The organism is Puia sp. (assembly GCF_036500295.1).
GTDB lineage: Bacteria > Bacteroidota > Bacteroidia > Chitinophagales > Chitinophagaceae > Puia.
This window is the reverse complement of sequence record NZ_DASYCH010000116.1, coordinates 21,910-44,076: the sequence shown is the minus strand read 5'-3', so window position 1 is coordinate 44,076 and position 22,167 is coordinate 21,910. Positions and strand designations below refer to the sequence as shown.

General features: G+C 58.6%; 24 protein-coding genes. 12 read left to right on the top strand and 12 right to left on the bottom strand.

Annotated features, from left to right (window positions below; translation table 11 throughout):
- A partial coding sequence (locus VGM48_RS21570) for a hydroxypyruvate isomerase family protein (protein WP_331582514.1) occupies positions 1-911 on the bottom strand: 911 nt, incomplete at its 3' end.
- Positions 912-964: 53 nt separating this feature from the next.
- Between VGM48_RS21570 and VGM48_RS21565 the strand changes: the two genes are divergently transcribed.
- Entirely contained in the window at positions 965-1,717 is a 753-nt protein-coding gene (locus VGM48_RS21565) for an RNAse Z (RefSeq protein WP_331582513.1), read from the top strand.
- Here VGM48_RS21565 and VGM48_RS21560 read toward each other — a convergent pair.
- Positions 1,714-2,151 carry a hypothetical protein gene (locus tag VGM48_RS21560; protein WP_331582512.1) on the bottom strand — a complete coding sequence of 146 codons (438 nt, stop codon included), beginning with the start codon at positions 2,149-2,151 and terminating at the stop codon, positions 1,714-1,716. The two genes, VGM48_RS21565 and VGM48_RS21560, sit on opposite strands and share 4 nt — an antisense overlap.
- A gap of 76 nt (positions 2,152-2,227) precedes the next feature.
- Here VGM48_RS21560 and msrB point away from each other — a divergent pair, with 76 nt between their 5' ends.
- The 3 genes from msrB to VGM48_RS21545 all read left to right on the top strand — a co-directional run bounded on the left by msrB (position 2,228) and on the right by VGM48_RS21545 (position 6,668).
- On the top strand, positions 2,228-2,734 hold the full coding sequence (gene msrB / locus VGM48_RS21555; protein WP_331582511.1) for a peptide-methionine (R)-S-oxide reductase MsrB: 507 nt from the start codon (positions 2,228-2,230) through the stop codon (positions 2,732-2,734).
- Between the two features lie 156 nt (positions 2,735-2,890).
- Positions 2,891-5,281, top strand: coding sequence for an ABC transporter permease (locus VGM48_RS21550; protein ID WP_331582510.1), 2,391 nt, complete (start codon positions 2,891-2,893; stop codon positions 5,279-5,281).
- Positions 5,282-5,321: 40 nt separating this feature from the next.
- Complete coding sequence (locus VGM48_RS21545; RefSeq protein ID WP_331582508.1) at positions 5,322-6,668, top strand: D-arabinono-1,4-lactone oxidase; 1,347 nt, start codon at positions 5,322-5,324, stop codon at positions 6,666-6,668.
- 53 nt (positions 6,669-6,721) lie between these two features.
- Here VGM48_RS21545 and VGM48_RS21540 read toward each other — a convergent pair whose 3' ends face one another.
- The 3 genes from VGM48_RS21540 to VGM48_RS21530 form a co-directional block, all read right to left on the bottom strand.
- On the bottom strand, positions 6,722-7,981 hold the full coding sequence (locus tag VGM48_RS21540) for an RNA polymerase sigma factor (protein WP_331582506.1): 1,260 nt from the start codon (positions 7,979-7,981) through the stop codon (positions 6,722-6,724).
- 10 nt (positions 7,982-7,991) lie between these two features.
- On the bottom strand, positions 7,992-8,327 hold the full coding sequence (locus tag VGM48_RS21535) for a YciI family protein (RefSeq protein ID WP_331582505.1): 336 nt from the start codon (positions 8,325-8,327) through the stop codon (positions 7,992-7,994).
- A 76-nt stretch (positions 8,328-8,403) separates the two neighbouring features.
- The gene (locus VGM48_RS21530; RefSeq protein ID WP_331582504.1) at positions 8,404-8,799 is read right to left on the bottom strand and encodes a helix-turn-helix domain-containing protein; all 396 of its coding nucleotides are present in this window, start codon (positions 8,797-8,799) and stop codon (positions 8,404-8,406) included.
- A 92-nt stretch (positions 8,800-8,891) separates the two neighbouring features.
- On the opposite strand from VGM48_RS21530, the gene VGM48_RS21525 reads away from it, so the two are divergent.
- Positions 8,892-9,494: an FMN-dependent NADH-azoreductase gene (locus VGM48_RS21525; protein WP_331582503.1), complete on the top strand. Its 603-nt coding sequence runs from the start codon at positions 8,892-8,894 to the stop codon at positions 9,492-9,494.
- Here the strand turns inward: VGM48_RS21525 and VGM48_RS21520 are convergent.
- Positions 9,491-10,855 carry a cobyrinate a,c-diamide synthase gene (locus VGM48_RS21520; RefSeq protein ID WP_331582502.1) on the bottom strand — a complete coding sequence of 455 codons (1,365 nt, stop codon included), beginning with the start codon at positions 10,853-10,855 and terminating at the stop codon, positions 9,491-9,493. The two genes, VGM48_RS21525 and VGM48_RS21520, sit on opposite strands and share 4 nt — an antisense overlap.
- A gap of 49 nt (positions 10,856-10,904) precedes the next feature.
- Between VGM48_RS21520 and VGM48_RS21515 the strand changes: the two genes are divergently transcribed.
- The 6 genes from VGM48_RS21515 to VGM48_RS21490 all read left to right on the top strand — a co-directional run bounded on the left by VGM48_RS21515 (position 10,905) and on the right by VGM48_RS21490 (position 16,376).
- Positions 10,905-11,777, top strand: coding sequence for a hypothetical protein (locus VGM48_RS21515; RefSeq protein ID WP_331582501.1), 873 nt, complete (start codon positions 10,905-10,907; stop codon positions 11,775-11,777).
- A 9-nt stretch (positions 11,778-11,786) separates the two neighbouring features.
- Positions 11,787-13,301, top strand: a complete 1,515-nt coding sequence (locus tag VGM48_RS21510) for a cobyric acid synthase (protein ID WP_331582499.1) — start codon at positions 11,787-11,789, stop codon at positions 13,299-13,301.
- Complete coding sequence (locus VGM48_RS21505; RefSeq protein WP_331582498.1) at positions 13,298-14,365, top strand: pyridoxal phosphate-dependent aminotransferase; 1,068 nt, start codon at positions 13,298-13,300, stop codon at positions 14,363-14,365. The genes VGM48_RS21510 and VGM48_RS21505 overlap by 4 nt, the downstream gene beginning before the upstream one ends.
- Positions 14,344-15,267: an adenosylcobinamide-phosphate synthase CbiB gene (gene cbiB, locus VGM48_RS21500; RefSeq protein ID WP_331582496.1), complete on the top strand. Its 924-nt coding sequence runs from the start codon at positions 14,344-14,346 to the stop codon at positions 15,265-15,267. The genes VGM48_RS21505 and cbiB overlap by 22 nt, the downstream gene beginning before the upstream one ends.
- Positions 15,264-15,842, top strand: a complete 579-nt coding sequence (locus VGM48_RS21495; RefSeq protein WP_331582494.1) for a cob(I)yrinic acid a,c-diamide adenosyltransferase — start codon at positions 15,264-15,266, stop codon at positions 15,840-15,842. Before cbiB ends, VGM48_RS21495 begins: the two co-directional genes overlap by 4 nt.
- Positions 15,843-15,977: 135 nt before the next feature.
- Entirely contained in the window at positions 15,978-16,376 is a 399-nt protein-coding gene (locus tag VGM48_RS21490) for a hypothetical protein (protein ID WP_331582493.1), read from the top strand.
- Positions 16,377-16,440: 64 nt separating this feature from the next.
- On the opposite strand, the gene VGM48_RS21485 is transcribed toward VGM48_RS21490, so the two are convergent.
- From VGM48_RS21485 to VGM48_RS21460, 6 genes are all read right to left on the bottom strand, one after another.
- A complete protein-coding gene (locus tag VGM48_RS21485; protein WP_331582492.1) occupies positions 16,441-17,163 on the bottom strand; it encodes a VIT1/CCC1 transporter family protein in 723 nt (240 codons plus the stop codon).
- Between the two features lie 35 nt (positions 17,164-17,198).
- Entirely contained in the window at positions 17,199-18,440 is a 1,242-nt protein-coding gene (gene rocD, locus VGM48_RS21480; protein ID WP_331582491.1) for an ornithine--oxo-acid transaminase, read from the bottom strand.
- Positions 18,441-18,546: 106 nt separating this feature from the next.
- Positions 18,547-19,347 carry a 4-(cytidine 5'-diphospho)-2-C-methyl-D-erythritol kinase gene (gene ispE / locus VGM48_RS21475; protein ID WP_331582490.1) on the bottom strand — a complete coding sequence of 267 codons (801 nt, stop codon included), beginning with the start codon at positions 19,345-19,347 and terminating at the stop codon, positions 18,547-18,549.
- A complete protein-coding gene (locus VGM48_RS21470) occupies positions 19,348-19,962 on the bottom strand; it encodes a bifunctional nuclease family protein (protein WP_331582489.1) in 615 nt (204 codons plus the stop codon).
- A 134-nt stretch (positions 19,963-20,096) separates the two neighbouring features.
- Positions 20,097-21,056 carry an electron transfer flavoprotein subunit alpha/FixB family protein gene (locus VGM48_RS21465; RefSeq protein WP_331582488.1) on the bottom strand — a complete coding sequence of 320 codons (960 nt, stop codon included), beginning with the start codon at positions 21,054-21,056 and terminating at the stop codon, positions 20,097-20,099.
- A gap of 24 nt (positions 21,057-21,080) precedes the next feature.
- A complete protein-coding gene (locus tag VGM48_RS21460; protein ID WP_331582487.1) occupies positions 21,081-21,824 on the bottom strand; it encodes an electron transfer flavoprotein subunit beta/FixA family protein in 744 nt (247 codons plus the stop codon).
- 34 nt (positions 21,825-21,858) lie between these two features.
- On the opposite strand from VGM48_RS21460, the gene VGM48_RS21455 reads away from it, so the two are divergent.
- On the top strand, positions 21,859-22,167 hold the full coding sequence (locus tag VGM48_RS21455) for a hypothetical protein (protein WP_331582486.1): 309 nt from the start codon (positions 21,859-21,861) through the stop codon (positions 22,165-22,167).

Below are 22,167 nucleotides of genomic sequence, written 5' to 3'. Positions count from 1 at the left end.
GCGAAGCTATCACTTTCCCGATAGGCCTTTATCAACGCGGTCTCTCCCTCCTTACCGGGCAGTGAGAGGCCGTGTTCCATTCCGAGGATGCCCTTGTATCCTTTGTTATAGAGGTGTTTGAAGATGCCCTTATAATCCATCTCGCCGGTAGTGGGTTCGTTGCGGCCCGGGACGTTGCCGATCTGGAAATAGGCGATCTCGTTCCAGGTGAGATCGATATTGTGGATGATATTGCCTTCGTTGCGCTGCATGTGGTACATATCGAACAGGATCTTGCAGACAGGACTGTTGACCGCTTTGCAGATGGCATAGGTCTGATCGGAGTTGCGCAGGAAGAGATCGGGTGTATCGCTCAGCGGTTCGAGCACCATGACGATGCCGTGGGGTTCGAGGATCCCGGCGCCTTTGCGGAGGGCTTCGATGACATGGCCGGTCTGGATACCGATCGGCAGATGCCGCTCGAAATCGCCCGGCACCACGGTCGTGAGTTTTCCATTGCAGCGCTTCGAGACGTCGATCGCCTGGCGGCAGCCTTTCAGAAAGATCTCCAGGAATTCCGGTTTCCCCGTCGCGAGCGAGTTGGCCCCATTACCGCCTTTATCCAGCACGAACACGCCCATCGACATCCCCAGCTTTGCCAGGGCGTCGCCGATCTTCTGTTGTTCTTCGGGCGGGCGTCTCATCATTCCATTGTCTTCGATGGAGCGGAACCCCTGATCGTAGGCAAATTTGATCTGATCAATAAAATCGTTGCCCGCGCTGTTTTTGAACATCCCGTCGTGGATGCCGTAGTTCAGGCGGAACGGCGCACCGGCCATACCCGCAGATGCTACACTCGCGGATGCCGCGCCCGCGGTCAGCAGGGAAGCGCCGGCCAAAACCGAGTGCTGGATAAAGTTCTTTCTTTTCATGGTGTTGTTATTTTGTGCCGTGAAGATAAGGATTCGGGCTTGTATCTTTGCAGATGCAACCGACGATCACGGGCTATTCGACGGCCCTTCATCTCACCGGCTTGCTGCAGCTGAACCAGTTGAATGCGCGGCCGGGGTTTCCCGTCATGCACTATCCAAAGGATTCCGGTTCTTTTCCCGTGCTGCAGGAATTCTCGCGGCGGTTCGACCCGCAGGTGGAACGCACGGTCTGGACACCCGTTACGGAAGGGGATGAGATCGCCATCGCGAAGGACCTGCTCGTGTTGCCGATCCGCAACGGGCATGTGCCGGTGGAGCGGCATATCATCCGCAGCCTGGGCTATCTCGTGGTGCAGACGAGGAAGAAGCTCAAATCCGAATATACCCATCTTTCCGGGGAAGAGCTGCGGCAGCTCGGCGAGCGCATCGGCCGGGAAAATCTGTCGATGGAGTTGCGTGACAACCTCCTGGCTTATTCGGACGATACCCCGGTCGAGGATGGGGCGAAATGGGATCATACGCGGGTGCTGATCCATGAGGCGACGTTCCTGGGGAATGGCGAGGACATCAAGCCGCGCGCCTATGGGAACAAACATAGTACGCTGGAGGAGGTGATGGAGATGGTGAGTTCGCTGCATCTTGGCCAGCTGATACTCGGGCATTTCTCTTCGCGGTATTCGCCCGAAGAGATCGATAAGGCTATTCGCCTGCTCTGCGAGAAATATGCCATCGGCTTCCCGGTATACCGCGTGCTGCCGGGGGAGACGGTGTTTGATATCCTGGGCGGGCAGGCGTTGAATCGCTAGGGTTGCGCCGCGGCTTTCAGCGCCCGGCGGAAGCGATAGAAGGCTCGGATGAGGCAGACTGCATAGGGAAGCATCAGACAGAGGACGGTGATGAGAACATCATAGCCGGTGGAAGCGAAATACCTGGTGAAGAAGGACAACCATGCCGCCGGAAGAAGGAACCAGGTGAGGGCACTGAGGAAGGGCCTGTTCCTGACCGCCGGGAACCTGTTGAAAAAGATCATTGCGGAGAGAAGGGCGAGGATGAGGCTGCTGATGATGGGCGTGAGAATTACCCGGAGATCTTCCGCATAATCGGTAAGTCCCTGGCCTTCGAACTTCGAGCCCGGCCCCCAGAGGCGATCATATACGAGGGCGAAGAGGACGGCCAGCAGGCTGATCCCTGCGGGTAGAAGGGTTATGCGGCGATAATATTTAAGGAGGGGCGGGCGCATGGGGCGGGGTGTACCTGTAAAATAAGGATTTTTCGGAAGAGGTGCGTACCTTTGTGAGACTTTAAAAACACAGATCATGCTTAACTGGAATGATGTACTCAATTTTGCCACGAAGGGCAACCTGGCGCCGGACCGGCGGGTTGAAAAGACAGATGCGGAGTGGAAAGCGTTGCTGACGCCGGAGCAATTTCGCATCATGCGGAGAAAAGGGACAGAGGCCCGTTTTGCGGGCGAGTTGTGCAGCCGTTATGACCCGGGTAAATATATCTGCGGATCTTGCGGCACGGAGCTGTTCGATTCCACCATCAAGTTCGACTCGAAGACGGGCTGGCCGAGCTTTACGCAGCCGATCAAAGACAATGTGATCAGTTATCATAAGGACGTCTCTTTTGGGATGACACGGGTCGAGGTGGATTGCAGCGTTTGCGATGCCCATCTCGGGCATGTCTTTCCGGACGGGCCACCGCCGAGCGGGCTGCGGTTTTGCATCAACTCGGAGTCGCTGAAGCTCGAGATGGCGGGTCAGGCCGAAGGCCAGGCTGCGGGCCGGGCCGGGGGCCATGCGGCGGACAACGAGGGTTAGGTCCGCGGCCAGACCGCCGCAGATGCGGGTGCGGCCTCGCGGAATTTTCGGACAGGCGTTGTATCGAAAACGGACAGGGATAGTGGCTGAATCGCCTTTAACCCATTGACTTCGAATAGACCAGCAAATTGGCGCTTTTTTGGTGGCGGGAGAATCATGATAACCAACTACTTCAAAACTGCCTGGCGTAGCCTGCTGTTCAATAAGGGGATGACGGCCCTGAACATCGTCGGACTGGCGGTAGGGATGACCGCCGCGGTGCTGATCTTTTTGTGGGTGGACAACGAACTGAGTTTCGACCGGTATCAGCCCGGCAGCGACCGGACGTACAGTATGATCACGCGCCTGCCGACCAAGAACTCGGAATGGGAAGGGGCGCCGATGTTGCTGGCGGATGCGGTGAAGAAGGAAGTCCCGGGAGTGGAGAAGGTGACCCGGCTTATCACGGATAACCAGCCGGTCTTCAGGATCGGGGAGGAAATACAGTATCAGAAGAAATGCGCCTATGTCGATCCTAACTGGTTCGACGTTTTTTCCTATTCATTTATCGCCGGGAATGCGGGTTCGTTTGGAAACGATCCCTACAGTCTCGTGCTGACGGCTTCGGCGGCGAAGCGATATTTTGGCAACGCGGAAGCCGTTGGGCAGACGATCCGGGTGGATAGTCTGTTCTATACCGTGAGGGGCATTGTCCCGGATGCCCCCGCCAACTCCAGCTTTCAATATGAGGCGTATATGCCGATCGCGGGTCTGCTGACCAATCCCCAATGGCAGGAGAACGGCGAGAACTGGGGGAATTCCGACTATCGCACCTTTGTATGGCTGGCGCCGGGGATGCGTGCGGATGCGGCAGAACGGCAGCTGTCGGCTGTGCTGCGCCGGTATTCGCATAGCGAGGACGCGAGCTTTTCCATCGGCCTCGAAAGTCTGGCCGATCTTCATTTTGACAATAGTCATTCCGACTCCATTTTTGACCATGGGAACCGCCCGGTAGTGCTGCTTTTCAGCCTGCTCGGCCTGGTGATCCTGGCGGTCGCCTGCATCAACTATGTAAATCTCACCACGGCAAAGGCGAGCCTGCGGTCGAAGGAGGTCAGCATCCGCAAGATCGTGGGCGCCGAACGCCGGCAGCTCTTCTTTCAATTCGTGACGGAGTCGTTTCTCATCAGCGGTTTTTCGCTGGCGGTGACGATGTTGCTGGTTTGGGTGGCCTTACCGGGGTTTGCCGGGCTGACGGGTAAGGACCTCAGCGGCGCATTCGAATCCGCGGCGATGGGGAAGGTGCTTGGCGGCACGCTAGCCGTCGCTTTTGTGCTAAACAGCGTTTACCCGGCCCTGTTGCTCTCCTCTTTCCGGCCGCTGAATGTCTTCCGCGGCATCACGGTGTTGAAGGTGAAGGACAGTTACCTCCGCAAGGGCCTCGTCGTTGTCCAGTTTGGCGTGTCGATACTGTTAATGACCAGTACGGTGGTCATCTACCGGCAGCTGCGGTTTATCCAGAAGACCGGCCCCGGCTATGACCGGGAACAACTGATGATGGTGATGTTACCGCGGAATGTCCAGCCCGATGTCTCGCCGGAGGATGCGCAGAACCATCTCCGGGTGATGAAGCAGCAACTGCTCAGCCATAGCGGGATCGAACAGGTTTCGCTGGTGAGCCAGCCGATCGCGCATATCGGGAGCGTCAACAACGGCGCCGACTGGGAAGGGCGGGATACCAGCGTGACCAAAAAGGTGGCGCAGCTGTCAGCCGATGCCGATCTGCAAAAGACCCTCCACCTGGAACTGACCGCGGGCCGCTGGTTCCGCAGCGGCGACAGGGCCGACGAACAAAACTATATCCTCAACGAAACGGCGGTGCGCGAACTGAATATCCGTCAGCCCGTGATCGGCGCGTATTTCCGGCTGCACGGCAGCCCGGGAAAGGTCGTCGGCGTGGTAAAGGATTTTCATTTTAAGAGCCTTCATGAGAAGACGGGACCGCTCGTCATTTTCAACAACCCGTCCTGGGGACATTTCTTCCTGATCCGCACGGCGCCGCAGGGTGCGGATGCCGCCGTGGCGGCCGTGAAGGCCATCTGGAAACAGGCGGAGCCGGGGCTGCCGCTGGAATATGAGTTTGTGAACCAACAGTTCAACAACCTCTACCGGGGCGACGCCATCGCCTCCGCGCTCATTCTGATCTTTGCGGTAATCGCCGTGTTCATTTCATCGCTTGGACTTTTTGGGCTCGCGGCATTTGCGGCGGAGCGGCGGACACGGGAGATCGGCATCCGGAAGATATTGGGGGCGACGACGGCGAGCATCGGCAGGTTGTTGTCAGGGGAGTTTGTGAAGTTGGTGGTCGTCGCTATTGTCATCGCCACACCGCTGGCCTGGTGGGCGATGAATGGCTGGCTCCAGAATTTTGCATATCGCGTGGGGCTTTCCTGGTGGATGTTCGTCCTGCCGGGCGCGTTTGCGCTGACCCTGGCGATGGGCATCACGGGCTGGCAGGCGGTGCGGGCTTCCTGGAAGAACCCGGTGAAGAGCCTTCGGGTAGAGTAAGCGGAAAATTGGCTAACTTGGTTGCCTAATTGGGCGTCGTATGAAAAAGCGAACCTTCTTAAAACTGTCTTCCGTTATGATGGCCGGATCCGCATTATCTCCGTTGATCGACTGGGCGCAGGGTGACAAGATCACCAACTGGGCCGGAAATCTCACTTATAACACACACGCCCTCCACAAGGCGGCTTCCATCGAGGAGGCCCGGGGGTGGATCAAGAGTCAGTCGCGCTTCAAAGTACTGGGAACGCGGCATTGCTTCAATGATATCGCTGACTCCAAAGATCAGTTCCTGTTGCTGGGCGACCTCAACAAGGTGCTGGCGCTTGACAAGGTCAACCATACGGTGACGGTTGATTCAGGGATCCGGTATGGGGAGCTGGCCGTTTTTCTGAACGACAACGGCTTTGCTTTACACAACCTTGCCTCGCTGCCGCATATCTCCGTGGCCGGCGGGGTGGCCACGGCAACGCATGGATCGGGTGTCCACAACGGCAACTTGTCCAGCGCCGTGACGGGGATGCAACTGCTGACAGCCGCCGGCGAAACAGTGACGCTGTCGCGGCACCAGCATGCGGACCAGTTTGCAGGGGCGGTGGTGCATTTGGGCGGCATCGGCGTGGTGACGAAGGTGACCCTGGCGATCCAGCCGACCTACCAGGTTCGGCAATATGTCTACGAGAACCTGCCGATGGCGCAGCTGGAGCATCATTTCGACGAGATCATGTCGGCCGGCTACAGTGTGAGCCTGTTCACGGACTGGCGTAACCGAAATATCAACGAGGTTTGGATCAAGAGCCGGGTGGGCGAGGGGGAGCTTTTCGGCACAAAGGCGGCGTTCTTTGGCGCCCGGGCGGCCACCCGCGACCTGCATCCCATCCGGGACCTCGCGGCGGAGAACTGTACGCCGCAGATGGGTGTGCCGGGACCCTGGCACGAGCGGTTACCGCATTTTAAAATGGGTTTTACGCCGAGCAGCGGGCGCGAACTGCAGTCGGAGTTCTTTGTTCCCCGCGACCATAGCTATGCCGCGCTGATGGCGGTGGAGAAATTGCACGAGCAGATCTCGCCGCACCTGCTGATCACCGAGGTCCGCTGTATCGCGGCAGATGATCTGTGGATGAGTCCCTGCGGGCACCAGAACAGTACGGCCATCCATTTCACCTGGAAGCCGGATTGGGAGGCGGTGCGCAAGCTGCTGCCGCAGATCGAACAGGCGCTGGCGCCCTTTCATGCCAAGCCGCATTGGGGGAAGCTGTTTATGATGCCGCATGCGCGGCTTGCGGAGCTATATCCGCGGATGCGCGAGTTTCAGCAGTTGCTGCGGCATTACGATCCGGGCGGGAAGTTTCGGAATGCGTTTTTGAACAGGAATATTTTTGGGGTTTAACGGGACATACCCGCGCGGGCACCCGGACAGGCTCCGGCCAGGCATCCGGACCCTCACCGGGACATCTTCCGATCGATGACCTCCCGGATAGCGGCCGACCGGGTCAGCGCCTTTGCCTGGAGGAAGAAGTCGATGGACGCTTCTTTCTGTCCGGCCAGAAAATAGAATTCCCCGAGAGAGGCATAGAGGAGATAATAATTTTCCAACGCTTTATGGGTTTCGAGCTGGTGCAGCAGCGCGATCGCTGCCTGCGGGCCATCCTTTTTGCCGGTGGCGATGGCGAGGTTGAGCTGGATCACCGAGGAGGGCTTTAGCTTTTCCAGCGCGGTGTAGTATTCGTGGATGCGATGCCAGTTGGTGGAGGCGAAGTCGGGAGCCATGCAGTGTTCCGCGGCGATGGCCGCTTCGAGATGATAGGCCGTTGCGGTGGCGCCGGCGGCCGAACGGGAGAGGAAGTGCATGCCCTGCCGGATGAGTTCGGCATCCCAGCGGCTGCGATCCTGTTCTTCGAGGATGACGAGTCCGTCGTTGTCATCGGTGCGGGCATCCAGCCGGGCAGAGTGAAAGCAAAGCAGGGCGATAAGGGCATAGAGCGGCGGGTATTCGTTTGTTGGTGCCCGTTGGGTGAGCAGCATGGCGAGCCGCAGCGCCTCGAGACAAAGGTCCTTTCGGATGGCGGCATTGTCGCCGGCGGAGTTATAGCCCTCGTTGAACAGCAGATAGATCACCAGCAGGACGACATCCAGCCGGGGCCGGAGTTGACTCCCGGCAGGCACGGAGAAATCGATGCCGTCGTTACGGATCTTTTCCTTGGCGCGGTAGAGGCGTTTGTGGATATTGGACTCGGTGGTGAGCAACGCGGCGGCGATCTCGGCGATGCTGAAGCCGCAGAGGGTCTTCAGGGTCAGGGCGACCTGGGCCTCGGCGGGAAGATCGGGATGACAGCAGGTGAAGATCATGCGCAGCTGGCTGTCGGTGATCTCCGCGTCGAGAAAGACCTGATCCATCGTGTAGGCGGCCGTGTACTCGGACTTCAGCAGGGCGTCCATGTCGCCGGCGAAATTGCGGTAGAATTTTTCGCGGCGCACGGTGTTGATGGCTTTTCGTTTGGCGACGGTCATCAGCCAGGCGGCCGGGTTTTCGGGGATCCGGCCGAGTGCCCAGTCTTTCATCGCCTGGTGGAGGGTGTCCTGCATGACGTCTTCGGCGAGTTCGAGATTGTGAAGGCCGAAGAGCCGGGTGAGAATGGCAACCATCCTTCCCGCTTCGTGGCGAAAAAGATGGTCGACCAGTTGATGGATCTTCTTTTCCATGGCGCCGCTATTAGACCATGGGTTTCAGTTTGCGCACTTCGAGCTGGTAGAGATCGAGGAGCGGACATTTCTTTGTGAATTCGGTGGCCTGGGCCAGATCGGCGGCGTTGATGATGATATAGCCGGAGATCATTTCCTTGGACTCCATGAAGGGACCGTCGGTAAGTACCTCGGTCTTGCTTTTCAGCAACCGGCCTTCGGAGCCATCGAGCGGGGCGCCGGCGACGAACCCGCCGTTGAGGACGTGCTGGACCCAGTCGTTGAACAGGGCCAGGCTTTTCTGGGACTCTTCGGGAGATTGGGGCATTTGGTAGCAGCCTTTTACGATGATGAGAAACTGATCCATAAAAATTGTTTTTTGATGAAGAATGTACTCTCGTCAAACGGGCCGAAGAAATCAGGACAGGCGGTGGTGAAATTATTTATTCTGCGTGGGCCGGTTGGCTCTTGGCGGCCTTTAAGGACGCTTTCAGCCGTTGCCGGTGGGCAAACCCCCAGTCCCGGAGTTCGATCAGCACTTTCTGGAGCGAACTGCTATACCCCGTAAGGCTGTACTCCACCGTCACCGGCGTTGTCGGGTGGACGGTACGGCTCACAAATTCATTCAGCTCCAGTTCTTTCAGTTCCTTAGACAGGACCTTCGGGGTAATGTCTTCCAATGCACGTTGCAATTCGCGAAAACGTTGCGGTCCGCTGGCGAGGGTCATCAGGATCGGCAGCTTCCATTTCCCGCCGATGACATAAAGGGCGTCGCGGATCGCGCCGGCCGCGGCTGAACAGGTCTCCTGCGTGTGGACGCCTTCGGTATGAATTTCCATACAATTGATTTTGAAGTAGATATCCTGTAGGATACTAGTATCCTTTGGGATACTGCTATCTTTTCGATAGCAAAGGTAAATAGCTTTGCGGGATGAAAAAAATCTTACACATTGTATCGAGCCCCCGGGGCGGGGCGTCATACAGCATCCAGTTGGGCGAGGCGATCATCGCAAAGTTGCTGGCGGCTCATCCCGGCAGTACGGTAAAGACCGTGAACCTGGTCAACATCCATTGGCCGCATTTGGAGGAAGCGCATCTGGCCTCGTTTTATACCCCGTTGGATAAATATACCGAGCAGGACCGGGCGGCCGTCCGGCATTCCGACGAGGCGATCCGGGACATCCAGGACGCGGATATCCTGGTCATCGGCGCGCCGATGTACAATTTCAATATTCATTCCTCGCTGAAGGCGTGGATCGATCATATCGTGCGCGGCGGGAAGACGTTTAGCGTGACGGACACCGGGGCGGTGGGCCTTGTGAAAGGGAAGAAGGTGTATATCGCGTTCTCTTCGGGCTATGTGTATTCGGAAGGACCGATGAAGCCGATGGACTATATGGAGCCTTATCTGCGGACGATCCTTGGATTCATCGGCCTGAAAGATATTACCGTGTTCCGTGTCGAGGGGACGTCGATCCCCGATCTGAAGGATGGCGCGATGGACAGGGCGGTGGCGAATATCCATCTGAACTAGCGCGCCAGCCAGGCTTCGAGCGGGCCGGCGGATTCCCCCCAATAGAAATGCATATAGCTTGCGAAGAGGTTTGGCCCATGGAAGACCGGTGCGGCGACTTCTTGTCCGCGGGCGTTGCGGACGATGCCGTTTGCGGCGGCGGGTGGTTGGACGATGCCCTTCACGCCGGCGGGAGCCAGGTTGATGCCGTTTGCGGCGGCGGGAGTCTGGACGAATTGCGAGTAGTGGAATTCGTGGCCTTTGAGCGATTGGCCGTCGAGGGTGAGGGTGCGATACCCGAGGGCCAGCTTTTTCTCCTGTATCGTGGTGGCGATATTGAGGATGCCGGCCATCGGCCAGGGCTTGCCGGTTTCATCGGTGATGCTGTGGCCGAGGACCATCATGCCACCGCATTCGGCGAGGATCCGGCCTTTTGAGGCGAACGATCGGATATCCGCCAGTAGCGTTTTGTTGCCGGCGAGTTGTTCGAGGTAGAGTTCGGGATAGCCGCCGGGCAGATAGAGGAGATCGGCGGGTGGGAGATGCGGCTCGCTTAGCGGGCTGAAAAATTGGATCCGGCCATAGGCTTCGAGACGGCGGAGGTTCTCGGGATAGAGGAAGTGAAAGGCGGCGTCGCGGGCGACGAGGATGGTTTTGCTGCGCTGGGGTGCGGTGGCGGGGCGCGGCGCCCGGGAGAATGCAATTCGCGGAGCCCGGGTGGCCGCAAGGATCGCGTCGAGGTCGAGGTGTTTTTCGATATGGCGGGCGGCGGCGGCGATAGCTTCGCCGGCGTCGGCGGTGTCGAGACCCAAATGACGGGACGGGATACGCAGCGCTTTTTCGTTCGGCAGATGGCCGAGGGCCGTTACTCCGACATCTTCGCAGGCCTCCTGCAGCAGCCGGTAATGCGTGGCGGTATCGACGAAATTGAAGATGACCCCCGCGATGGTCAACGCGGGATCAAAGGTTTTCAATCCATGGAGAAGGGCAGCGGCGGAATAAGCCATGGCTTTTGCGTTGAGGACGAGTATCACAGGAAGTTGCAGCAGGACGGCCAGATCGGCGCTGCTGCCTTCTCTTTTTTGGGCCCCGTCGAAAAGTCCCATGACGCCCTCCGTGATGGCGACGTCGGCGTCGGCGGTATAGCGTTGATAGAGGTCCTTTATATGATCCGGACTCATCATATAGGCGTCGAGGTTGATGCTTTGGCGGCGCGCGGCGGTGCTGTGGTGGATGGGGTCGATGAAATCGGGGCCGCATTTGAAGGGCTGGGTTCGCAGTCCGCGGCCCTGCAGGGCGCGTAGGAGGCCCAGGGTGAGGGTGGTTTTTCCCGCGCCGCTGTGCGGCGCGGCGATCAGGAATTGAGAAATGGAGGTTTCCATGACGGAAAGATAGGCATTACTGTAAAACAACTATTTTTACGGTCTGTCAATGAATAACTCCGTCAAAATATACTCCCGGATCGGGGAGCTGATCCAGGGATCTTTGTCCGATGGCCGGGCATTTATGGTAAGCGGGTTCTCTTCCGCGCTGTGGTATTCGGAAGCGTGGGTGGAAGAAGATATCGGGGAAGCGGCAGCGGCGTTGCCGCCGAAGGCCCGCCGGGCGCTGACACTTATGTTAGACCGGGCGGGCGTGGGCTTGCAGGGCAACCGGGTCTGCCTGCGTGGCAATATCCCGCCGGGCAAAGGGCTTTCTTCGAGCAGCACCGATATCCTTAGCGTTCTTGCCGCGGTCAATGCATTTCTGGATGCGGGGCTGCCGGCAGAGGAATTGTATACCATCGCCTCACGCGTGGAACCCACAGATCCCTGTCTCTCGGCCGAGATCGTTCTTTTTTACCAGCGATCCGGCGTCATCGGTCAGCCGATTACCCTTCCCCCCATGTCTCTCCTTTATTTTGATGCCGATCCCGATGGCGGGATCGATACCCAGAGTGTGCAGCGGGACTGGACACCGGGGCTGGGCAAGTACTTCGACTGGCTGCTGGGCAAATTTCTGGCAGCGGCGGAAGCGCGGGACCATGATGCCCTTTTTGATTGCATTACGGCCAGCGCCGAATACAACCAGACGGTAGTGACGCTGCCGCGATTCGAGGAATATGTCCGGCTGGCACGGGAGACGACGTCGGGTCTGATGGTAGCGCATTCCGGGACCATCGCGGGGCTGCTGACACCGCCCGAGCGGGCCGCTTCGATCCACGCGAGACTCGAGGCGATGACGGGCTCACCGGTATGGGTAGAACAGTATCCGCCGGCAATAAAAACAACCGCGGGCAGCGGTCAGACCTTTTTGCGCACTTAATAATAACCTATGCGATCTCCTCTCCGGCCCCTGATGTTTGTCGGTACTGCTTCCGACGTCGGTAAGAGTGTCCTTACGGCCGGCTTCTGTCGCATCCTGGTGCAGGACGGCTGGCGGCCTGCGCCATTCAAGGCGCAGAATATGTCCCTAAACAGTTATGTGACGCCCGAGGGGTTGGAGATCGGGCGGGCCCAGGCGGTCCAGGCCGAGGCCGCGGGTATCCCCTGTCACAGCGAGATGAACCCGGTGCTGCTAAAGCCTACCGGTGACAGCCATGCGCAGCTGGTGCTCCACGGCAGGCCGGCGGGAAACCAGTCGGCCTATGAATATTTTATGGGCCGGGACAGGGAGGCGTTGTGGGCGGAAGTGAAGGGGGCCTATGACCGGCTTTCCCGGCGGTTCAATCCCATCGTGCTGGAAGGGGCGGGGAGCATCTCGGAGCTCAACCTAAGACCGCGGGATATCACCAATATGCGGATGGCGCTCCATGCCGGGGCCGATGTCTATCTGATCGCCGATATCGACCGGGGCGGGGTGTTTGCCAGTGTGTATGGAACGCTGGAATTGTTACCGCCGGAAGAGAAGGCGCTGGTGCGCGGGGTGATCATCAACAAATTCCGCGGCGACGCCCGGTTGTTTGTAGACGGCCGGCGACAGCTGGAAGCGCTGACCGGCGTTCCCATCGTGGGGGTGTTGCCGTATTATCGCGACATCCATATCGAAGAAGAAGATTCGGTGGTGTTGCGGCACAAGCATGCGGCGCACAAACCCGGCTCGGTGAACGTCGCGATCCTGCGGCTCCCGCATCTTTCCAACTTCACCGATTTTGCCTCTTTGGAACGGGCAAGCGGTTTGCATGTTTATTATACGGATGACCCCGAAGAGCTCGCGCACGCCGCTGTCATCGTGTTACCAGGTACGAAAAACACTATCGGCGATCTGCTGGTGATGCGTGAGCTGGGAGCGGACAAGGCGGTAATTGCCGCGGCCGCGGCAGGTGTCACCGTGATCGGCATTTGCGGCGGCTATCAGCTGATGGGATTGACGATCGCCGATCCGTATGGGGTAGAGGGGGAGGCACAAACGGTGAGCGGTCTTGGGCTGCTGCCGGTGCACACGGTGTTGTCGCGCGAGAAGACGACGGTGCGGCGGCGGTTCCGTTTTGGGGAAACGGATGGGCCTCTCTGTGAGGGCTATGAGATCCATATGGGGCAGACCGTGACGGAAGGCGGCGACGCCCAGGGTGCTTCGGGACCGACGGGTGCAGCGGGATTGACGGGTGCGCGGCCGGTGAATTTTCCGGTTCAAGCCGGCGAAGCGCCGGATGGCTACCGCTTATCTGCCCATTGCTGGGGAACGTATATCCACGGCATTCTTGACAACCAGGCCGTCGTCAAACAGCTGCTTGGCGTGGATATCCCGGATTACCGCGCGTTCAAAGAGCGGCAGTACGACCGGCTGGCGGAGCATATCCGGGCGAATCTCGACCTGGAATTTATTTATTCGAATTTGCGACAACTATGATCGACGGACATGGCGATGATGGCTGGAAATATGGTGCGACGATTCGGGCTGACTTCAGTTCGAACGTTGTATATGGCGGACTGGATGCCGGTTTACGGGAACAGCTGCGTGGCGTGATCGATGCGGTGACGCATTATCCCGAGGCCGGGGCGTTGTCTTTGCAGACGGCGGCCGCCGCTGCTTATGGCGTAAGCGTAGATTCCGCGCTGGTGACGAATGGAGCGACGGAGGCGATCTATCTGATCGCGCAGGCATTTCGCGAGCGGCGGGCGACGATTGTCGGGCCGACGTTTGCGGAGTATGGAGATGCGTGTGCATTGCAGGGCATAGAGGTGCGGCAAGCTGGGTGGGAGGAGCTGCGAATTGCTTCGGGACTGGAATTGCGAAGTGCCTTGCGGGTGGAGTCGCCGGTGGCCAGGCCGGGAGGGCTGGTGTTTATCTGCAATCCGAATAACCCGACGGGGCAGGCGCTGGGGGCGGAGGAGTTGTTGGGTGTCGTAGATGCGTGGCCCGGGACGGTGTTTGCCGTTGATGAGTCGTATATCGAATTTTCGTTGGCAGCGGATAGCCTTATAGCCGCCGGCCGGCCGAATGTGCTGGTGTTGCGATCGCTGACCAAGAGCTGCCGGATACCGGGGTTGCGGGTCGGCTTCGTGACCGGTCCGCCGGAACTGGTGGCGCGGGTTGCGGCTTGCAAGATGCCCTGGTCGGTGAATCGGCTGGCCATCGAGGCGGGATTATATATCTTCCGGCATCGCGAAGAATTTGCCGTTCCGGTAGAGTCGCTGCTGGCGGCGACGGCGCGGTGGCGGCGGGAGCTGGCCGAAGTGACGGGCTGGCGGGTATGGGCCACCGATACCCATTATTTTTTGATGGAAACGCCTTCCGCGTTTTCGGCGGCAAAATTAAAAGCCCATCTTGTTACGCGATATGGATTGCTGATCCGCGACGCGGTCAATTTCAAGGGGCTCGGGCCACAGCATTTTCGCTTGGCCTGTCAGGCGCCGGAGCAAAATGAATTACTCACCGAAGCTTTACGGGAATGCAGCCGCGCTGGGATATGATCATTCCGCTGGCGGCGGGGTATGTGGCAGATCTGCTGCTGGGCGATCCTCGGGGGTGGCCGCATCCGGTGCGGTGGTTTGGGTGGTTGATCGCTGCGGGGGAGCGGCTGCTGAATCGGGGTCGGTGGAGATTTTGGAAAGGATTGCTGCTGACGTTGGGGTTGTGCGTGCCGGTGTATTTTTCGGCGGCGTGGCTGCTTTCGGCAGCGAAAGGCGGCTGGCTATATTATTTGCTGAGTGGCATCATCGTCTTCTTTTGCCTGGCGAACCGGAGCCTGTTGCAGGAAGGGCAGGCCGTATTCGATGTGTTGAAGAACGAGGGATTGGAGGCGGGGCGGCGCCGGCTCGCGTGGATCGTGGGCCGGGATACCGGGGAACTGTCGGCGCAGCAGGTACGGATCGCCGTGCTGGAGTCGATGTCGGAGAACCTTAGCGATGGGGTGGTGGCGCCATTGTTGTTCTTTCTCGTGGGCGGGGCGCCGGCGATGCTGACGTATAAAATGATCAATACGCTGGATTCGATGATCGGCTATAAGCGTGAGCCCTACAGGTTCTTTGGGCGGACGGCGGCGCGGCTGGATGATGTCGCGAATTTTATCCCGGCGCGCGTGACGGCGTTGTTGATGGCGTTAATGACGTTTAGCGGTCACGCGCTGCGGTTTGCCTTTCGTTACGGGCGGGCGCATGCGAGTCCCAACTCGGGATGGCCGGAGGCGGCGCTGGCGGGCATCCTCGATTGCCGCTTCGGCGGACCGAACAGATACAAGGGCGCGCTGGTGGAGAAGCCGTATATCGGCGAGTGTGAAAGGGTTATAACGCATGTTGAGTTTGGGCGCGTGAAATATGTCAATCATGCGGTGACTTTATTCGTGGTGGTAGCGGAAATAATTTACTTTTTATGAAAATATACACAAAAAAAGGCGACCAGGGCATGACCGGCCTCTTTGGCGGAAAGCGAGTATACAAAGACGATACCCGGGTGAATTGCTATGGAACGCTGGACGAAGTCAACTCCACCATCGGCCTCCTGCGCGTGAAGCTGGGCGCCGACCACCCCTGGCAAGCCAACCTGCACCGCATCCAGAAGGACATGATGGATATGATGTCGCATCTGGCGCGGCCCTCGGATTGCAAGAAAGAGAACAGCAATCCCCGGCCGACGGAGGGCGCGGCCTTTTGCGAGCAGTGGATCGATGAGCTGGAAGGGGCGATGAAGACGGCTTCGGACTATTTTCTGCTGCCCGGTGGCAACGAGGTCTCGGCCCTCTGTCATGTCGTGCGGACCCAGATGCGCCGCGGCGAACGGCTGCTCGTGACGCTGATGAAAGAGGATACAGTGGAAGATTATATCCCGGCCTATATCAACCGTCTGTCCGATCTCTTCTTCACCTTGTCCCGCGCAGAGATGGATCAGGCAGGGGTCGCCGAAGAGAAGTGGCAGCTTTTTCTCTACAAGCGGATAAAGCGCCCGGACTAAGCCCGTCGTAAATCGGAGGGGCCCTGGTCGGGCCAGCCGGTGAATTATTTTACCGGCGGGGATTTTTGGCATTTGACGGGTTAGTTTTGGTCTCATAAGATAAGCGATATTGGCTAGATTGGCGATATTCGCATCATGAAAAATTCGCAATGGTTCGGGATCGCAGCGGTGCTGCTGGTAGTGGCGGCCTGTTTTATGCCCTGGGCCTACTTCCCCGATCTGCAAAAGGAGTTTACGGGATTCTTCTCGGAGCTGAACCGGTATGGACGGCCGGGGGAGCTATTCGTGGCCTTCGGTGTAGTGGAGATCGTCTTTTTCCTCATTCCCAGGCTCTGGGCCAAACGCGCCAATATCTTCGTTTCGGCGGTGAGTTTTGCCTGGGGGATAAAATCCTATATTTTGTATACCGCGTGCTATCGGGGCACCTGTCCCGATCGCCGGATCGGCATCTACCTGATCCTGGTCGGAACCCTGCTCGTACTGGTGGCGAGCCTCCTGCCCAACCTCCCGGTAAAGGAAGAGGTCAGCGAATAAGGAAGAGGTAGGCGAATAATGAATCGGTCAGTGAAAAAGGAATCGGCCGGCGAATAGCAAGCGGTCAGCTCTGAATAAGCCGGGCAACCGCGAAAGCGCATCCTGCCGCCAATGCGCCGATGATCATGACGCGCAGCGCACCCGCGATGGGGTTGACGTCGGTGAACTTGCTTTTGAAATAGCCAAAGATAAACAGGCAGCAGAGCGTGATGGCCGCCGAGATACGCAGGCCGGTGATGCCGTCGCGGACGAAGAAATAGGGGCTTAGCGGGATAAGCCCGCCGACGATATAAGAGAAGCCGATGTTAAAAGCGCTTTTGCGGGCCCGTTGGGGATCAGGTTTGTCGAGGCCGAGTTCGTATTTCATCATAAAGTCCACCCATTTGTCCCGGTCCCGGGTCATCTCTTCCACGGCCTGCTCCTGGACGTCGCGGCTGAGGCCGAGACCCGAGAAGAACTCGCGGACCTCTTCCTTTTCGCGTTCGGGCAGTCGTTCGACCTCGTCATATTCTCTTTTCAGTTCGGAATTGTAATGGTCGATCTCCGTCTTCCCGGCGAGATACCCGCCAAGACCCATGGCGATGGAACCCGCGGCGATCTCGGCGATCCCCGCGATCCAGATGAGGCTGAGGTGGTTGTTGCCGACGGCGCCGCTGAGCCCCGCCGCGAGGGCGAAGGGAACGGTGAGACCGTCCGACATGCCGATGACGATATCCGTGAGGATCGCGCTGCTGCGCATATGTTGTTCGATATGACCGGATGGGATGGGCGTGTCGATCTGATGCATGGGATAAAGATAGCAATTTCGCGGAAGCCCGGGGATCAGTGATTTTCAAGCACCGCCATACTCGTCTTCACGATGTCGACGCATTCCAGCAGCTGTTCGCGGGTGATCACCAGCGGCGGCGCGAGCCGGATCTTGTCGCCATGTGTGGGCTTGGCCAGCAATCCATTCTCTTTTAACGCGAGACAGAGCTCCCAGGCCGCGTCGGCATGCGGGTGGTTGATGACGATGGCATTCAGCAGTCCCTTGCCGCGCACCGCGGCGATATAGGGCGAGCGAAGGGCGGTGACCTCCTTGCGGAACAGTTCACCGAGAACGCCGGCGTTTGCCGCGAGACCCTCTTCCTCCAGGACCTCCAGGGCGACGATCGCCACCTTACAGGCCAGCGGGTTGCCGCCATACGTGGAGCCGTGTTCGCCGGGGCGGATGGTGAGCATGATGGGGTCGTCGGCGAGAACGGCGGATACCGGAAGCATGCCGCCGCTAAGCGCCTTGCCCAGGATCAGGATATCGGGCCGGACCGACTCATGATCGCAGGCCAGCAGCCGGCCCGTACGACCGAGACCGGTCTGGATCTCGTCGGCGAGGAACAGCACGCCGGCCGCGGCGCATAGTTCTTTGGCCTGACGCAAATAGCCTTCGTCGGGGACGATGACGCCGGCTTCGCCCTGTATCGGCTCAACCAGAAAGCCCGCGACATTGGGGTCCTTCAGCGCCCTGGCCAGGGCCGCGGTATCATTATAGGGGATGATGGTGAATCCGGGGGTATAAGGACCGAAGTCCCGGTTGGACTCGGGGTCCGTGCTGAAAGAGATGACGGTCGTCGTGCGGCCGTGGAAGTTGCCCGAACAGACGAGGATGACGGCCTTGTTCTCCGGGACGCCCTTCACCTCGTAGGCCCAGCGGCGGCAGAGCTTCAGCGCCGTCTCCACGGCCTCCACGCCGGTGTTCATGGGGAGCACTTTGTCGTACCCAAAATAGTTCGTGACAAACCGCGTGTATTCGCCGAGGAGATCGCTGTGAAACGCGCGGGAGGTGAGGGTAAGCCGGGCGGCCTGCTGCTGGAGGGCGGCAACGATGCGGGGATGACAATGCCCCTGGTTCACCGCGGAATAACCGCTGAGACAGTCGTAATACCGGCGGCCATCCACGTCCCAGACAAAAACGCCCTGCCCCCTGTCGAGCACGACGGGGATGGGGTGATAGTTGTGGGCGCCATAACGTTCTTCCAGTTCCAAATAATGGAGAGACCGGGCCGAAAGGGTGGTCGTCGCTTGCATAAAATAAGAGATAGAGGTGATGAAAAGATGGGGATCAGTCGATTATGGGGACCATATCGTCAGCGGTGGTGATCGAGTAAGTCGAGATTTTGACTTAAGAATTGCATCACCGCAAGATACGATAATTCCAGGAAAGCGGCAAGGTTTCGGGGGTGTGGGCTTTTGGGAACAGGCCATAGAAGGCGGAGCCGCTGCCGGTGAGCGAAGCATAGACGGCGCCGTGGGTGTAGAGGATCTCCTTTATTTCATGGAGGGGAGGGTGGAGTTGGAAGACGGGTTCTTCGAAGTCGTTGACGAGCTGGTCGCGCCAGGTGTCGATGGGTTGGCGGATGATGTCTGCAAGCGGTTTTTCACCTTCCCGGGGTATACAGCGGGCGAAGGCCTGTGCGGTGCTGATATGGAGATCGGGGATGACCAGGACAAAGCGATAGGCGCTGAGGTCGAGGGGAATGGGTTCGAGCTTTTCACCACGGCCGCCGCCGATACAGGGGGTGTTGAGGATGAAGAAGGGGCAGTCGCTGCCGAGCCGGGCGGCATAGTCGATGAGACGCGGGGTATCGAGACCGAGATGGAACTGCTTGTTCAGCGCCAGCAGGGTAAAGGCGCCGTCGGCAGAACCGCCGCCGAGGCCGGCGCCGATCGGGATATTCTTGTAGAGATGGATCTGAATGTCGGGGAGGGTAGGGAAGTCGGCTTTTAGCAGCTTGTAGGCTTTTTCGCAGAGATTGCCGGTGCCGGGGATGGGGAGGCCATAGGCCGTAAAAGCGGGGCTGGGGGAGTGAATGATCTCGAGAACGTCTTTGAGAGGGAGGGGGTGGAAGACCGTTGAAAGGTCGTGATAGCCGTCTGCGCGTTTACGCAGGATGCGTAGTCCCAGATTGATCTTGCAGTTTGGGAAGGAGACCATTTACCGCGTTTTTCGCCGGCTGTTGATCTCGTCGCGGATGGCGATGGCGCGAATATAATCTTCCTGTTCCAGGACCTCATTCAGCAGGGTGGTGAGGTCATCCATGGAGAGTACTTTCAGATCTTCGCGGGTGCCGCTGCTATCCGTGGTGGTGGTGGTGGACACGGTACCGGTGGGGCCTGATTTCTTCTTTTTGGAAGAGCTGTCTTCCATCAGGATGCCGGCGCTGTCGAGGATGTGTTCATACGTGAAGATGGGGCAGCCGAAGCGGACGGCGAGTGCCAGGGCGTCGCTGGTGCGGGAGTCGATCTCCACGGTGTCGTGTTCGCTGACGCAGACCAGTTTCGAATAGAAGATGCCTTCTTGCAGATCGCAGATGATGATCTCCTGCAGGTCGATGGTGAAGGCGCTCATAAAATTCTTCATCAGGTCATGGGTCAGGGGACGGCTGGGGTGCATCTTTTCCAGCGCTACGGCAATTGCCTGAGCCTCAAACCCCCCGATGACTATCGGAAGACGGCGCAGACCATTTACTTCCCCGAGCACGACTGCATAGGAATGTGTTTGCGTAATGCTATGTGACAAAGCCACGATTTCCAGTTCGATCTTCTTCATATGAATAATACGCGAAAGTAGCCCTTTTTTCTAAAAAAAAAGCCCCGCCTTGAAGCGAAAAATTAGGCGAGGCTTTTTTCGTAATGTCCGGCAACTTTTTGTTGCCGGGTGCCCCTTGCGAGGCGGGGTTTTTACTATTTTCCTTTGAGTTTTTTGACCGCCGCTATCATCCTGGGCACCACCTCAAATGCATCACCGACAATCCCATAGTCGGCGGCTTTGAAGAAAGGTGCTTCGGGGTCTTTGTTGATAACAACGATGACCTTGCTTCGGTTCACCCCGGCCAGGTGCTGGATGGCGCCGGAGATGCCGATAGCGATATAGAGGTTGGGTGCAATGGCGATGCCGGTCTGGCCGACGTGCTCATTATGCGGCCGCCAGTGGGCATCTGCGACAGGCCGGCTGCAGGCCGTGGCGGCGCCCAGCAGGGACGCGAGTTCTTCGACCATACCCCAGTTCTCGGGCCCTTTCAGTCCCCGGCCGCCGCTGACCACCAGTTCGGCCTCGGTCAGGGGAACATGGCCGCTGGCAGCGGTAACCGAGACCCGTTTGACCCTCGACGTGGGGGCCGATGCATTCAGCGAAGCGACCTCCGCCTTGCCTTCGCCTTCCTTTACGGCATAGGCGTTGGGGTTGAGGGCAATGACTTTTATAGGGGTATTCAGGGAGACGTTGGCGAAGGCCTTCCCGGAAAAAACCGTCTTTTTGACGACAAATCCGCCGCTGGTATTGGGCAGGGCGATGGCGCCCGTGACGAGGCCGGCCTTGAGCCGGGCGGCTACCCGCGGGGCTACGGCTTTACCCGTAGCATTATGCGAGAATACAAGTACTCCCTCGGCGGCGCCGGCGAGATCGGCGATGATCTTTGCATAGACCTGTGCGTCGAGCGCGTTGAGGCTTTCCTGGGCGGCGTGGTGGATCTTTTTGATCCCGTATTTCCCCAGTTCGGCGGGGTCGCTGGAAAGGGTGCCGAGGAGGATGCCTTCGGCGGTGGTGTTGAGTTGCGCGGCCACTGCGGCGCCGTAGCTAAGGGCTTCGAGCGAGGCTTTTTTAACATGACCCTCGGAGTGGTCTATAAAGATGAATACAGACATGGCAATAATGAGTTGGATGAATGATTAGAATACCCGGGCTTCTTCGTGGAGGAGGCGGATGAGTTCTTCGGGGTCATCGGGTGACACCAGCTTGACACCGGCCTTTGCCGGGGGCAGCTCGAAGGAGACGATGCTCGTCAGCGGCTGTGTCGCGACGGGTTCCACGACCTTCAGGGGTTTTGTCCGGGCGCTCATGATGCCCTTCATATTGGGGATGCGTTGTTCGGCTACCCCTTTCTGGCAGCTGACGACGAGGGGCAGGGCCGCTTCGTCCACCTCTTCACCGCCTTCGATCTCGCGGGTGACGGTAGCCGTTGTGCCGGCCAGCTCGAACTTCGTGGCCAATGAGATATAGGGCAGGTCGAGCAGCTCCGCCACCATGCCGCCGATGGCCGAGCCATTGTAATCGATTGTTTCCTTGCCGGTGAAGACGAGATCATACCCCCCCTGTTTTGCCACCTCCGCGATCTGCACCGCGATAGTATAGGGGTCCTGGCTCTCGAGGTTGACGCGGATAGCCTCATCCCCGCCGATGGCAAGGGCCTTGCGGATGATCGGATCGGTGTCGGCGGCGCCGACGGTTATCAGGTGGATAACGGTAGACGGGTCTTTCTCCTTTAACTCGAGGGCCCTGACGAGGGAGTACCATTCGTCGTAGGGGTTGATGATCCATTGGACCCCGTCGCCGGAAAAGATTGTATTATTGTTGGTGAAAGCGATCTTTGCGGTTGTATCCGGTGTTTTAACGATACATACTAATATCTTCATTATTCGTATGGATTTGGCAGCAAAGTAAGTAAAAATGAGCAGGATAGAAAAATTGAAGGAATTCCTGGCGGCGGAGCCCAACGACTCCTTTGTGCGGCATGCGTTGGCGTTGGAATACCAGAAGCTGGGGGAACTGGGCGAGGCCCGGAGCTTATGGGAGCAGCTGCTGGCGCATGATCCGGCGGCCGTGGGCAGCTATTATCATCTGGGGAAGCTCCTGGAAGGCATCGGGGAGCAGGCGTTGGCGCTGGAGTGGTATGAGAAGGGAATGACGGCCGCCAGGGCAGCCGGGGAGAAGCGGGCCTACAACGAATTGCAGTCGGCTTATGACGAATTGATTTAG

Excerpts from the sequence above, each read along its gene's own strand:
- msrB (WP_331582511.1), top strand. The coding sequence starts at position 2,228 with ATGCTTAACTGGAATGATGTACTCAATTTTGCCACGAAGGGCAACCTG.
- VGM48_RS21510 (WP_331582499.1), top strand. The coding sequence starts at position 11,787 with ATGCGATCTCCTCTCCGGCCCCTGATGTTTGTCGGTACTGCTTCCGAC.
- ispE (WP_331582490.1), bottom strand. The coding sequence starts at position 19,347 with ATGGTCTCCTTCCCAAACTGCAAGATCAATCTGGGACTACGCATCCTG.
- VGM48_RS21560 (WP_331582512.1), bottom strand. The coding sequence starts at position 2,151 with ATGCGCCCGCCCCTCCTTAAATATTATCGCCGCATAACCCTTCTACCC.
- cbiB (WP_331582496.1), top strand. The coding sequence starts at position 14,344 with ATGCAGCCGCGCTGGGATATGATCATTCCGCTGGCGGCGGGGTATGTG.
- VGM48_RS21565 (WP_331582513.1), top strand. The coding sequence starts at position 965 with ATGCAACCGACGATCACGGGCTATTCGACGGCCCTTCATCTCACCGGC.
- VGM48_RS21490 (WP_331582493.1), top strand. The coding sequence starts at position 15,978 with ATGAAAAATTCGCAATGGTTCGGGATCGCAGCGGTGCTGCTGGTAGTG.
- VGM48_RS21540 (WP_331582506.1), bottom strand. The coding sequence starts at position 7,981 with ATGGAAAAGAAGATCCATCAACTGGTCGACCATCTTTTTCGCCACGAA.
- VGM48_RS21515 (WP_331582501.1), top strand. The coding sequence starts at position 10,905 with ATGAATAACTCCGTCAAAATATACTCCCGGATCGGGGAGCTGATCCAG.
- VGM48_RS21545 (WP_331582508.1), top strand. The coding sequence starts at position 5,322 with ATGAAAAAGCGAACCTTCTTAAAACTGTCTTCCGTTATGATGGCCGGA.
- VGM48_RS21465 (WP_331582488.1), bottom strand. The coding sequence starts at position 21,056 with ATGTCTGTATTCATCTTTATAGACCACTCCGAGGGTCATGTTAAAAAA.
- VGM48_RS21485 (WP_331582492.1), bottom strand. The coding sequence starts at position 17,163 with ATGCATCAGATCGACACGCCCATCCCATCCGGTCATATCGAACAACAT.
- VGM48_RS21470 (WP_331582489.1), bottom strand. The coding sequence starts at position 19,962 with ATGAAGAAGATCGAACTGGAAATCGTGGCTTTGTCACATAGCATTACG.
- VGM48_RS21520 (WP_331582502.1), bottom strand. The coding sequence starts at position 10,855 with ATGGAAACCTCCATTTCTCAATTCCTGATCGCCGCGCCGCACAGCGGC.
- rocD (WP_331582491.1), bottom strand. The coding sequence starts at position 18,440 with ATGCAAGCGACGACCACCCTTTCGGCCCGGTCTCTCCATTATTTGGAA.
- VGM48_RS21505 (WP_331582498.1), top strand. The coding sequence starts at position 13,298 with ATGATCGACGGACATGGCGATGATGGCTGGAAATATGGTGCGACGATT.
- VGM48_RS21530 (WP_331582504.1), bottom strand. The coding sequence starts at position 8,799 with ATGGAAATTCATACCGAAGGCGTCCACACGCAGGAGACCTGTTCAGCC.
- VGM48_RS21495 (WP_331582494.1), top strand. The coding sequence starts at position 15,264 with ATGAAAATATACACAAAAAAAGGCGACCAGGGCATGACCGGCCTCTTT.
- VGM48_RS21460 (WP_331582487.1), bottom strand. The coding sequence starts at position 21,824 with ATGAAGATATTAGTATGTATCGTTAAAACACCGGATACAACCGCAAAG.
- VGM48_RS21455 (WP_331582486.1), top strand. The coding sequence starts at position 21,859 with ATGAGCAGGATAGAAAAATTGAAGGAATTCCTGGCGGCGGAGCCCAAC.
- VGM48_RS21550 (WP_331582510.1), top strand. The coding sequence starts at position 2,891 with ATGATAACCAACTACTTCAAAACTGCCTGGCGTAGCCTGCTGTTCAAT.
- VGM48_RS21535 (WP_331582505.1), bottom strand. The coding sequence starts at position 8,327 with ATGGATCAGTTTCTCATCATCGTAAAAGGCTGCTACCAAATGCCCCAA.
- VGM48_RS21525 (WP_331582503.1), top strand. The coding sequence starts at position 8,892 with ATGAAAAAAATCTTACACATTGTATCGAGCCCCCGGGGCGGGGCGTCA.